General features: G+C 47.0%; 11 protein-coding genes. 8 read left to right on the top strand and 3 right to left on the bottom strand.

The genetic code is table 11. The features are described from left to right. Window positions 1–14: 14 nt before the first annotated feature. Window positions 15–566: a DUF6622 family protein gene (locus tag H8K36_RS10235; protein WP_329604223.1), complete on the bottom strand. Its 552-nt coding sequence runs from the start codon at window positions 564–566 to the stop codon at window positions 15–17. Window positions 567–739: 173 nt separating this feature from the next. Between H8K36_RS10235 and H8K36_RS10230 the strand changes: the two genes are divergently transcribed. Then, window positions 740–1198 (top strand): DUF2721 domain-containing protein, encoded by a 459-nt coding sequence (locus H8K36_RS10230; protein WP_186916643.1) that lies wholly within the window; start codon window positions 740–742, stop codon window positions 1196–1198. Between the two features lie 196 nt (window positions 1199–1394). Continuing rightward, window positions 1395–1901, top strand: a complete 507-nt coding sequence (locus tag H8K36_RS10225) for a 3'-5' exonuclease (protein ID WP_230404520.1) — start codon at window positions 1395–1397, stop codon at window positions 1899–1901. Between the two features lie 22 nt (window positions 1902–1923). On the opposite strand, the gene H8K36_RS10220 is transcribed toward H8K36_RS10225, so the two are convergent. Further along, on the bottom strand, window positions 1924–3165 hold the full coding sequence (locus H8K36_RS10220; RefSeq protein ID WP_186916579.1) for an RNA-guided endonuclease InsQ/TnpB family protein: 1242 nt from the start codon (window positions 3163–3165) through the stop codon (window positions 1924–1926). A 21-nt stretch (window positions 3166–3186) separates the two neighbouring features. Between H8K36_RS10220 and tnpA the strand changes: the two genes are divergently transcribed. Both tnpA and H8K36_RS10210 read left to right on the top strand, forming a co-directional pair. Then, a complete protein-coding gene (gene tnpA / locus H8K36_RS10215; RefSeq protein WP_186916580.1) occupies window positions 3187–3606 on the top strand; it encodes an IS200/IS605 family transposase in 420 nt (139 codons plus the stop codon). A 137-nt stretch (window positions 3607–3743) separates the two neighbouring features. Then, window positions 3744–6020 carry a UvrD-helicase domain-containing protein gene (locus H8K36_RS10210; protein ID WP_186916581.1) on the top strand — a complete coding sequence of 759 codons (2277 nt, stop codon included), beginning with the start codon at window positions 3744–3746 and terminating at the stop codon, window positions 6018–6020. Between the two features lie 52 nt (window positions 6021–6072). Here H8K36_RS10210 and coq7 read toward each other — a convergent pair whose 3' ends face one another. Next, entirely contained in the window at window positions 6073–6705 is a 633-nt protein-coding gene (coq7, locus tag H8K36_RS10205; protein ID WP_186916582.1) for a 2-polyprenyl-3-methyl-6-methoxy-1,4-benzoquinone monooxygenase, read from the bottom strand. Between the two features lie 346 nt (window positions 6706–7051). On the opposite strand from coq7, the gene H8K36_RS10200 reads away from it, so the two are divergent. From H8K36_RS10200 to metW, 4 genes are all read left to right on the top strand, one after another. Continuing rightward, entirely contained in the window at window positions 7052–8116 is a 1065-nt protein-coding gene (locus H8K36_RS10200; RefSeq protein ID WP_186916583.1) for a porin, read from the top strand. A 190-nt stretch (window positions 8117–8306) separates the two neighbouring features. After that, the gene (locus tag H8K36_RS10195; protein ID WP_186916584.1) at window positions 8307–10490 is read left to right on the top strand and encodes a carbohydrate binding family 9 domain-containing protein; all 2184 of its coding nucleotides are present in this window, start codon (window positions 8307–8309) and stop codon (window positions 10488–10490) included. Between the two features lie 286 nt (window positions 10491–10776). Then, a complete protein-coding gene (gene metX / locus H8K36_RS10190) occupies window positions 10777–11904 on the top strand; it encodes a homoserine O-succinyltransferase MetX (protein ID WP_186916585.1) in 1128 nt (375 codons plus the stop codon). Next, window positions 11901–12509, top strand: a complete 609-nt coding sequence (gene metW, locus H8K36_RS10185) for a methionine biosynthesis protein MetW (RefSeq protein ID WP_186916586.1) — start codon at window positions 11901–11903, stop codon at window positions 12507–12509. The genes metX and metW overlap by 4 nt, the downstream gene beginning before the upstream one ends. Window positions 12510–12579: the final 70 nt, after the last annotated feature.

The following is a 12579-nucleotide window of genomic DNA, read 5'->3' as shown; positions in this document are numbered from 1 at the left end:
ACTGCAGCTTACCATTAGGCTGATTGTGCTAGTGGCTGCTGTTTTGCATTAGTAGCGATTCGCCATAGACGCGCTGTGCGGCCAAGGAAGATGCCACTCAACGATCCGAAAAATAGCGTACTGCAAATGGTGAATGTAATGCTATGCGCCTGCTCTGCTTGCAAAGCTGTAAAAATCGCTAATGCATATTTGCCGATGAATATTGTCAAAATCAATACCATAGGAATCCAGCTACCTGCTACTTGAAGCGTGCCTGTGTCTCGTTTGTAGTGTGTTTTCTGATTGAGGGGAAGGCGCATGACCCAAGCAGCGACTAGTACGCAAGCAATAATCCAAGTCACGATGAGCTGAAGATGGTTGCCTTTGTTTTGCAATACGCTACTGGCAGAAAAGATGATCATGACCACAGGGAGAATCGTCGCACGCTTTAATGAAACTTCACGATCTCGTGTTTGACTCCAGCCGAGCGTCACTAAGAACGCCAACAGCGCCCAAACCCAAAGTGGTGTGTGTGTGATGATTTGTGTGAACATATGATCCTCTTGAAGGTTTGAATGTAGGCACACTATGCCGACGATCAATGCCCATATCCAGCATAAAGCGACGAAGTGTAAGCAGCTGGCGCCAATGGTTTTTTCATGGCGTCAAATGTAAATGAAGAACTCCCTGGGCCTTCAAGCGCAAAGACTTGCTGCTAAAATACATCCTCAACCAACACTCAGGCGCTAGACTTATCGTGATCAATCTGCATTTAGGAAATATTGGACAAATTATTCAATTGGCAATTGCCCCCGTATTTTTACTGACAGGTGTTGGAACGAACTTGACCGTGTTGACGAATCGTTTGGCGCGAATTATTGATCGTTCTCGGACCTTGGAAGATTTGGTCAATACGCAAGGGCAAGAAGTGTTGACGCCCAATATGCAATTGGAGTTAGATGAGCTTTATCAACGGATGCACCTAATTAATCGTGCGATTACGCTGAGCTCAACCTGCGCGCTGTTGATTTGCTTGGTGATCGCAGCTTTGTTTATGGGCGATGCGCTCGATATTCACCTCGATAAACTGATTGCGTCGATGTTTGTATTGGGTGTGTTTGCTTTAATCGGCAGCTTTATGTTCTTTTTGCGCGAGATTTTTGTGGCCACAAAAACCTTGCGTCGCCAGCGCGAACATGGTGCAAAATTCTTGCCATAGTGATATTAATTCTGTAGCGTTTTTTTGTGCCCCGCTTAGTCGTTCCTTAAATACCACGCTTCTGCGCTCTTCCACGTGAAACTCGCGTGGAACATCTTGCTTTGCTGCAAAATTGAGGCACAATGGGATGCAGCCGTATTCCCTATGTTTCGCCCAGCATAAGCTAATCAGCGTAGTGGATTGAGAGGAGTGTCCGATGATGACCGTGCCCATAATTATTGACTTTGAAGCCTCAGGCTTTGGTCAAGGCAGTTATCCGATAGAAGTCGGCTTCTCGGGGCGACATGGAGAGGGCTGGTGTTCGCTGATTCGTCCTGAAAATGATTGGACGCATTGGGATCCAGAGGCGGCTAAAGTCCATAACATCGCAAGAGAAATCTTAGTTGAGCGCGGCAATACAGCCCATTTTGTAGCCGAACAGCTCAATTTCTTTCTTGGTGGCCGCACTGTTTACACGGACGGCTGGGGGCAAGATTATGTCTGGATGGCGCGTTTGTTTGATGCCGCAGGCATCGTTCCCAAATTCAAATTAACAGATTTGTTTGAAATCATTGAAGACGAGCAAATGCCGATTTGGCAGTCGACTAAAGAACAAATCACAAAAGAGCTTTGCGTGGCTCGGCATCGTGCCAGTAGTGATGCTCGTGTGCTGCAATTGACCTGGTTGCGCACCTACGATGAAACGCGCAAGCAGACTGCATAGACTGTTTGACATCCTCCCCGCCCTACAGGACGGGGATTCCTACGGCGCTCCGCGATGATTTGCGAGTCGCTTCGGTGGGTTCCTGCTTCACTGAGCGACCTGACTGCACCGACTCTCCACAGGCTAACAAGCGGTATCCCCGCTCTAAAATATTGATCGCACCTACTACATCGGCGTGATTTTCATAGCTGCAATCGACACACAAGAATTTTGTTTGTGAGAGACGATTTTCTTTCGATACATGGCCGCAAGCTGGACACGTCAGGCTTGTATGGTGAGGCGGAACGGCCAGCAACATGCCGCCTTGCCACGCCAACTTATATGCCAGTTGCCGTCTGAATTCGCCCCAACCCTGATCTAGAATAGAACGGTTTAAGCCGGACTTCTGCGCTACTTTTTTGCCGTGCTGTTCGCTATTGCCCTTGGAAGACCTAGACATATTTTTGACCTGCAAATCCTCAATACAAACGAGCGCGTGGTTTTGGCTAATCGTCGTTGTGGTTTTGTGCAGGAAGTCTTTTCTGGCGTTAGCGATGCCCGTATGAATTTTCTGAACTTTGGCTTTCGCCTTTTTCCAGTTACTACTGAACTTCGTCTTACGGCTCATGCGGCGTTGATAGCGAGCTAGGCGTTGCTGATGCTTCTTGAAGCTGTTAAGCGGCGCGACGAAGCTACTATCGCTCATCGTAGCGAACCGTACAATGCCGACATCGATGCCGATGGCGCTTGTCGCCGTGGGTAAGGGCTGTTCAACTTCGTGCTGCGTCTGGATCGAGGCGAACCACTTGCCGCCTGATTGACTCACCGTCACATTGCGTACTTCGCCCAGTACATCACGGCTGTTGCGGTAGCGTATCCAGCCAAGTTTCGGCAGCATTATGCGATCGTTGGCCTGATCGAGCTTGATTTGTTTTGAATCTGGATAGCGGAAAGCATCGCCACTGCCTTTCTTTTTAAAACGCGGGAAGTCGGCACGTTTAGCAAAGAAGTTTGTGTAGGCTTTGTCCAAGTCTTTTAAAGCATGTTGCAATGCTTGAGAGGGTGTTTCTTTAAGCCATTCCGTATCTGATTCACGCTTCCAGATCGGCAGATTCGCCGCCATTGCCACGTAGCCGATGAACTTGCCACTTGCTTCATGATTTTCTTTTTGCAATGCTAAAGCCTTGTTATAGACGAACCTGCACGATCCAGCGAAGCGACGCATATCGCGCTGCTGTTTGCCGTCTGGCATCAGTTCGTATTTAAAGGCTTGAAGTCGTTGCATGAGTCGATCATACTCTGGCCTATGAGCGAAGACAACAACGATATTAGGACTGGAAGACACTGCGTTTTTAATTTGCACGTACATCTGGTCTTTGTAACAAAGTACCGACGCGGCGTATTTGCAAAAGAGATTCTTGATGATTTGCGCCCCATATTTGCTAGTGTCTGCAATGACTTTGAATCGGAACTGATAGAGTTTGACGGTGAGGACGATCACGTTCATCTACTGGTGAACTACCCACCGAAAGCGGCAGTGTCAAAGCTTGTGAACAGTCTCAAGGGAATATCGAATTTGATGATTCGGAAGAAAAAATATCCGAGCATTCAAAAGAAATTATGGTCAGGCGCTTTGTGGTCGCCTAGTTACTTTGCGGGAAGCTGCGGCGGTGCGCCTATCGCTGTTATTCGCAAGTACATCGAGCAGCAGCAAACGCCGCATTAAATTGAGAGTTCAAGGCAAGGAAGGCTTCGCCTTCCGCGCCTACATCCCCGCCCAGAATGGCGAGGTTCTACGCGCAAATCGGATAAAAAATCAGTTATCGCCGCTTACTGAACCTCGCTCTCCCGTATAATGACGGGATGCAAAATCTCTTACATAATCTAAATCCAGAACAGCTTGCTGCTGTTACTTTGCCACCTCAATCCGCACTCATTTTGGCGGGGGCGGGCTCCGGAAAAACTCGCGTCTTAACCACTCGCATTGCTTGGTTAATTCAGACAGGGCAAATTTCTCCAAACGGCGTTTTGGCAGTGACTTTTACGAATAAGTCTGCGAAAGAAATGCTGACGCGATTATCAGCAATGTTGCCGATCAATACGCGCGGGATGTGGATTGGTACCTTTCACGGTTTATGTAATCGTTTGTTACGTGCGCATCATCGCGATGCGGGTCTGCCACAAACGTTCCAAATTCTTGATTCGGGTGATCAACTCTCTTTTATTAAACGTCTGTTGAAAGCGAATAATATCGATGATGAGAAATACCCCGCGAAAAATTTGATGTACTTCATCAATAGCGCGAAAGACCAAGGTTTGCGTGCCGCCGCGGTCGATGCCTATGATGATTTCAATCGGAAGATGGTGGCTTTGTATGATCTGTACGATTTGCAATGCCAACGTGAAGGCGTGGTCGATTTTGCTGAGTTGTTGTTACGTACGTACGAATTGTTGAGTCGTAATCAGCCCTTGCGCGAGCACTACCAGTCGCGCTTTAAGCACATTCTTATCGACGAATTTCAAGATACCAATGACTTGCAATACAAGTGGCTGAAATTGATGGCAGGAACCCACGCTGCAGTGTTCGCGGTGGGTGATGACGACCAAAGTATCTATGCCTTCCGCGGCGCTAACGTTGGCAATATGTCTGCCTTCGAACGTGAATTTCAGGTCGAAAATCTCATTAAGCTTGAACAAAACTATCGCTCTCACGGACACATTCTTGATACCGCGAATGCCTTAATCGAACACAATAGCAAACGTCTTGGCAAGAACTTGCGTACCGATGCTGGGCATGGTGAGCCTGTACGCATTTTTGAAGCGAGTAGCGATATTCAAGAAGCGCAATGGATTACGGAAGAAGCGAAAAACTTGATACGCGACGGATCACTTCGCAGCGAAATAGCGATTCTTTACCGCTCCAATGCTCAATCACGAGTGATTGAGCATGCTTTGTTTACCGCCGGATTACCGTATCGTGTTTACGGTGGTCAGCGCTTTTTTGAGCGCGCGGAAATTAAACATGCGATAGCGTATTTGCAGTTGATGGATAATCCGCATAACGATTCAGCCTTTTTACGCGTCGTAAATTTTCCTACGCGCGGTATCGGTGCGCGTTCGATCGAACAGTTGCAAGATGCGGCACGCCAATACAATATATCCTTGTATGCCGCAGTTCCATACGTGGCAGGTAAAGCCGGTAGTTCATTGGCGTCCTTCGTTAAATTAATTGAAGCTGCGCGTTTCGAAACCCAAAACTTACCCCTGCCAGAAATGGTCCAAGTGGTGCTTGATTTGAGTACACTGATTACCCACTATCAAAACGAAAAAGAAGGTGCGGATCGCATCGAAAACTTGGAACAATTGGTGAGTGCCGCGACCCTCTTTGTTTCCGAAGAAGGATTTGGTCACGACGCGCCAGCATTGACTGGGCCCACGTCGCGACCAGCAAGCAGTCTGATTGCCAATGATCAAGGTATCGAGATTATTGATGCTGATGCGGCGTTGCCAACCGTGATGTCACCGCTGTCAGCATTCCTTTCCCATGCCTCTTTAGAGGCAGGCGATAATCAAGCGCAAGCGGGACAAGACGCTTTGCAATTAATGACTGTGCATGCGGCAAAAGGCCTGGAATTTGATTCGGTGTTTATTGGTGGATTGGAGGAAGGTTTATTCCCACACGAAAATAGTTCACAGGAAGAGTCTGGTGTAGAAGAAGAGCGCCGCCTGATGTACGTGGCGATAACTCGTGCTCGCAAACGCTTGTATATGACATTCTCGCAAACTCGCATGTTGCATGGCCAAACGCGCTACAACTTACGCTCGCGTTTCTTCGATGAGATGCCCGATGCTTCATTGAAATGGCTCTCGCCTAAGGTGCAGCCAACTTGGTTTGGTCGTACTAAATCTGCTTGGGATGACGCTCCTGAGAGTGGCGCCAATCAGATCGCACAAGGTTTCTCTAAAACGCAAACTGGCAGCGCATGGCGCATTGGAGAAAATGTCTCTCACGCAAAATTTGGTGAGGGCGTGATAGTGAATATTGAGGGCAGCGGAACGAATGCGCGTGCCCATATTAATTTCGGCAAATTCGGCATGAAGTTGCTCGATTTGGGCATCGCTAAATTAGAGCGGATGTAGAACGCATCTAGCTGCTGCCAGCGTCGAACTGCTAGCAGCTTAGCGCCTGGGATTAAACATGATAGGCTGTGCTCGTCATGACCTTCGCCATCACTTTCATCAAGCCCTTCACTGGAGCCGGTAAATCTTGTGCACCTAACTTGCTGGCAGCGTCACCGTGATTGATTTCGTCGATACGCATTTGGTCGACGATCGCTCTCGATTTTGCATCTTGCATCGGCAGTTTCTCCAAGTGGCTCTCAAGGTGTGCTTCCACCTGTTTTTCGGTTTCCACCACAAAGCCAAGGCTGACCGCATCACCGCATGCACCTGCGGCGAGTCCACATGCGTATGCTCCAACGTACCAAATTGGATTTAATATGCTTGTATGCGAATTGAGTTGCTGTAGTCGTTCGGCAGTCCAAGCTAAATGATCCTCTTCCTCGATTCCTGAATGCTTGAATTGCTCTCGCACTTTTTGATCGCGAGAAAACACGGCTTGAGAATCGTAGAGAGCTTGGGCGCAGATTTCACCAACATGGTTGACGCGCATCAAGCCCGCAGCGTGCTTTTGTTCATTTTCGGACAAAGTTGCTTCTTCAAGTGATGCAGCAGGATTGGCACGAGAGGCGCGCGCTTGGCCACTGATCACACGTAATGCGCGATCAAAGTTGCCAATGAGGATATCGATAGAGGGGGCGGTCATAAAAAGTGTCGAGAGGCCTTGAAAAGCTTATTGTAAGCCCTATATGAGGGGGCAGAGTTGTGGTATCGCAATTTCCTTATTTTCAGAAAGGTTGCTATAATTCACATTTTTGTGTGCCGATCTAGTGCTTTGTTGTTGCAATGCCACATAATCAAGAGATAGTTGCACAAAAACCGTGAATCCCTTTGCCCAAAAGGGTGCAATTTGTTCCAATGCCACTTAGTATACAAGGCAAAAAGCTGCCAAGGTTTGTTAGGTGGCAGGAACTTGGGACACCATTTTGAGTTGATATTTATATAGTAATAAAATCATTCAAGAAATTTTTTAACCTTTGGAGAGCTTTTCAATGAAAAAATCACTTATCGCTTTTGCAGTTTTGAGCGCATTCGCATCAGCAGCTTCTGCTCAGTCTTCTGTCGTTTTGTACGGTATCGTTGACGTGAACACTTCTGCTGCGACAAACCAAACAACAACAGGCGCTAAAAAAATCTCTATGGAATCAAGCGGTTTGAGCTCTGGTCGTTGGGGTTTCCGCGGTTCTGAAGATTTGGGCAATGGCTTGAAAGCAAACTTCAACTTGGAAAGCTCTTTGTCTGCTGACACAGGCGTGGCAGGTAACTTGTTTGACCGTAAAGCAACAGTAGGTTTGTCTGGCGATTTCGGTAGCTTCGAAGCTGGTCGTCAAACTAACTTGTCATACGACACATTGTCACAAGTTGATCCAATGAACTTCGCACATCCAGGCACAAATGCCAACGTGAACTTGGGTTCATTGAATAACACGACTTTGTACAGTGCACATGGTACTAGCAACGGTGTTTCATCCGCTGCTCGTGAAAACAACTCTATCAAGTACAGCGCACCAGCAATGTTTGGTGGTGTCGTTTTCTCCGCTATGTACGGTTTCGGTGAAAAAGCTGGCGACACAATGGCAAGCAGCTACGCTGGCGCATCTGCAACTTATTCACAAAATGGTATGACTGCTGTGTTCGCATACTCTCAATTGCGTGATGCTGCAAACAACTCCACTTTGCGTTCATACACTGGCGGTGGTAAATTTGTTGTTACTTCAGATTTGACAGTAAAAGTTACTTACACAGAAAACGAAGTGAACACAACAGGCCGTAACATCGGTGTAATGGGCGCTGGTTTTGACTACGCTGTTTCTCCAGCTGTGACGTTGACAGGCGGTTACTACTCTACTCACCGTTCTGGCGACTTGAAAGCAAAAGCTGACACATTCGTTGGTTTGGCTAAATATGCTTTCAGTAAGCGTACAGCTGCATATGCATCATTCACATATGCAAAAGCTGGCACAACTCAAGCTAAAGATACAGATTTGGGCTTGATCATCGGCGCAAACAACCGTTCTGCAACACGTACAGTTGTTGGTATCAACCACGCGTTCTAATTGACGGTCAGTCAATAAGTTCAAAAAAACTGCCTTCGGGCAGTTTTTTTTTGAACTAAAATTTACTACAGCGATCTATTTTGCCTACCGTCGATACAGACTAGCTTTACTGTGCTTCGCCCACCACTTGCTATTTTTTACATAAAAAGTCCCCATGAAAGTATTATTCGCCCCGTTATTTTTGAGCCTCATGTTTCTTTGTCATGATGCCAATGCTGGGTTTCAAGCGAAGCGCATAGCGGCAAGTGATGTAAAGCCAAGTATTGATGGTAAGTTGGATGAGAAGTTATGGAGTCAAACACAGCCACATGATGCTTTCTATCAAACACAACCATTTGATAAGCAAAAAGCGCATCTGAGAACTGAGGTCCGCGTTTTGTTTGATGAGAAGTATTTGTATGTCGGCATCACTGCATTTGATACCGATCCACAAGAGATCCGAGACTCTTTTGCAAGGCGCGACCGAATCACCATCGATCAAGATTTTTTTGCGCTGTATTTAGATCCCAGCAGCGCCCATAAGTCTGCGCAAATCTTTTATGTAAATGCCCGCGGTACGGTGATGGATGGCATTTATAGCGATTCTGCGGGAGAAGATTCGTCGCCAGACTATGATTTTGACGTGGCAACCGCTCGCTTCGAAGGCGGCTGGAGTGCTGAATATCGAATTCCATTTGCCTCTATTGCGTATGATAAAAATTCGACCACGCCATGGAGCTTATTGGTTTTACGAAATATGACACGCGATCAACGTTATCGCATGTATAGCGGTGGCGTCACCAGGGCGACCAATTGCAACTTGTGCTACTCCGACACGATCGATGGTTTAGTCGACTTACCTTCTGGCATGAACTGGAATTTGACGCCGCAAGTCGTGAGTCGTCGTAGCACCGATGCCGTTCAAGGCAAGCCAAGTCAGGCTATACACGCTAACCAGTTCAGTTTAGATTTTAAACTGCGCCCTGATTCGGCTACGACTTTGGATATGACATTGAATCCCGATTTTTCTCAAATTGAGCTGGATTCTCCGCAGTTGTCGGGCAACACCAGATTCAGCATATTTGTCCAGGAAAAACGTCCGTTTTTTCTGGAGGGTGCCGATATTTTGAGGACACCTTTCAACGCGATTAGTACGCGAAGTATTGCAAATCCAGATGCAGGCTTACGTTATACCCGCCGAGATGCAGAAAAAGATATCAGCTTGATCGTAGCAAAAGACGCTGCAGGCGGCTTGGTGCTGATTCCACATACTTACTACACCTCCACTGCGAATGCTAACGTAGCTTCTGTAGCAACCGATGCACGGATGAATCTGCGGTTTGGAACGATGTCCTTGGGGATGGTGGCAACCGACCGACAGTACGACGAAATTAACGCCTATAACCGAGTGTTTGGCCCCGACTTTGTGTGGCAAATAGATCGAAATCAGGGTTTACGTGCGCAACTTTTGCTGAGTAATACAACGGCGCAAGCCGACAGTCACGACAATTTAGCAAAAGGTGTATTGACCAGTGGGCATGCCTTTTATGCAGGATGGTCGAAAGGGGATGATGGTTGGGGGATAGGCTTAAGTGTGCGAGACTTAAGTAAAGACTTCCGTGACGATAACGGGTTTTTCTCCCAGGTTGGATTTCAAAGTGTGAACAATGACCTCACAAAGAAATGGGGCAAGCTGGGAATATGGAATGAATTCAACACCTACGTTTCGAGTGAATACAAGCTTGATAGTGAAGGCAATGTCTTGTCGAAGAGTATCTCACCCGGCATGAGTGTGGCTGGGGCGTATGACAGTTCTGTCTATGTCAATGTTAATCCTTCCGTACGTAGTCGCGTGAATGCAGATGGGGAGTTATATAAGCTGACGAGAGTATCGACGGGCTTTGCTCTAAGCCCAGGCAAGCGAATTGCACGCGTCAACGGCGATTTTAGTGTCGGTGATGTAATTGACGTTTCTGCTAATCGATTGGGTAAAGGCGGTTCGGCCTCTATGAGTGCTAAGCTAAGGCCGCTTGATCGTCTCGAGTTTGATTCTAGTTATGCCACTAGCTGGATTAATGCGAACGATGAGTTGCATAGCGGCGAGCGGGCATACACCGAAACAGCTTTGCAGATTAATAGCGTACTCCACCTTTCTGGTAAGGACACATTGCGTTTGATCCTTCAAGATTCTCGTACTAGTCGAAATCCTGAGCTTTACACGAGTATTGTCGCTCCCGAAAGCAGCCGGACCGTGAATTCTCTCGTCTTTACTCGAATTGCAGGGTTAGGTACCGCTAGCTATTTGGGCTGGACTATGACGAAGTCAGAAACGCCTGGCTTTGCACCAAAACGCAAACAGAGTGAAATTTTTGCCAAGTTGTCGTGGCAAATTTAACACATTAGATTTTTGTTTTGAGTTAAATCCAATTGAGCGACAGAGGATTTGCAGGCGTCATCGATTTGACGCTGAGCCCATACTTGGTTATCCTTCGCACATTGCGCCGATTTGAGATCAGCTTGCGGGCGCAGTCTGAATGTGTTTTCGAACATATTTTGACGAATAAATACGGCTAAAGCGAGCTCGAATGCTGCAATAACCCCTCCATTCAGCCCACCTTTTAGCCCCTAAGTGTATTGTGATTGTTGACGAACTTCGCGTTTGTCTCTTAAGGGAAGAACTTATGTCATCTGTTGGAATCGTTAAGCCCCAGGCTTATCGCTTTAGTGAGGCTTTGCAGCTGCAAAGCGGCGCTACCATAAGCGATTACACCCTGATGGTGGAAACTTACGGCACGTTAAATGCGGACAAATCAAACGCAGTATTGATCTGTCATGCACTGAATGCTTCGCATCATGTTGCTGGTTTTTATGAAGATCAGCCGAAGAATATTGGTTGGTGGGACAACATGGTGGGTCCCGGCAAGCCGGTAGACACGAATCGTTTCTTTGTCATTGGCATCAATAATTTGGGATCTTGTTTTGGTTCTACTGGTCCGATGCATACCAATCCCGCAACTGGGAAGCCCTATGGGGCCGATTTCCCGGTAGTTACTGTTGAAGATTGGGTACGAGCCCAAGCGCGAGTCGCCGATGAACTTGGCATCCAGCAATTTGCGGCAGTCATGGGCGGTTCGCTTGGTGGCATGCAGGCGCTGGCCTGGAGTATCTTGTTTCCTGATCGTCTACGTCATTGCGTAGTGATCGCTTCGACGCCAAAGTTATCCACGCAAAATATCGCGTTTAACGACGTGGCTCGTCAGGCGATTTTGACTGATCCTGATTTTCATGGCGGTGACTTTTACGCACACAATGTCGTACCAAGAAATGGGTTGAAAGTAGCACGCATGATTGGCCATATCACCTATTTGTCAAATGACGATATGGCTGAAAAATTTGGGCGTGAATTGAAAACCGGTGAGTACCAATTTGGTTATGGTGTCGAGTTTGAAATTGAATCTTATCTGCGCTATCAAGGCGATAAATTTTCGGATTACTTTGACGCCAATACCTATCTCTTGATTACCAAAGCGCTCGATTACTTCGATCCTGCCCGTGAATTTGACGGCGACTTGAGCAAAGCGTTAGCGGGTACAAAAGCGAAATTTTTGTTAGCCTCGTTCACCACTGATTGGCGTTTTTCGCCCGAGCGTAGCCGCGAAATTGTGAAGGCTTTGGTCGATAATAAACGCACTGTAAGTTACGCTGAAATCGATGCTCCCCATGGTCATGATGCCTTTTTGTTGGAGGATAGTCGCTACTTGAATTTTGTAGCGGCTTACTATGATCGTATTGCTAAGGAGCTGAAATGAACGTACAGGAATTAAAACAATTACGTCCCGATTTAGCGTTTATTGCAGACTGGGTAAAAGAAGAGTCACACGTGCTGGATGTTGGCTGCGGCGACGGCGTCATGCTCGATTATTTGCAAACCGATAAACAATGTAGCGGATACGGAATTGAAATTGCCGACGATAAAGTGCTGGCATGTACTGCTCGTGGTATCAATGTGATTCAGCAAGACATGGAAGACGGGCTGAAGATTTTTGGTGAAAAAGCATTTGACACCGTATTGTGTTTGTCGTCTCTACAGATGATGAAGCATGTCGAACCTTTGTTGCGTGATATTGCCCGTGTTGGCAATGAAGCGATCGTCTCTTTTCCCAATTTTGGTTATTGGCCGCATCGGACCGCACTTTTGCGTGGCAAAATGCCAGTCTCGAAATCTTTGCCTTATGAATGGTACGACACGCCAAACGTGCGATGCGCAACGATTTATGATTTCGCCGATTTGGCAGATGATGTCGGCTTAACCGTGATGGAATGCGTTGCATTACACGAAGGTAAGCAAATTCATTGGTTGCCGAATTTGCGCGGAAGTTTAGCTGTGTTTCGTTTAAAGAAACGGGCTAGTTGAAATAAGTTTAGTGTCGTTAATGGATCAACATTTATCCGCGACTTGAAATACACTAATGTGGTTTGACTTA

Origin of the sequence: Affinundibacterium nitidum (assembly GCF_014284155.1) — a bacterium.
Lineage (GTDB): Bacteria > Pseudomonadota > Gammaproteobacteria > Burkholderiales > Burkholderiaceae_D > Undibacterium > Undibacterium nitidum.
This window is presented reverse-complemented; position numbering and strand designations above follow the sequence as displayed.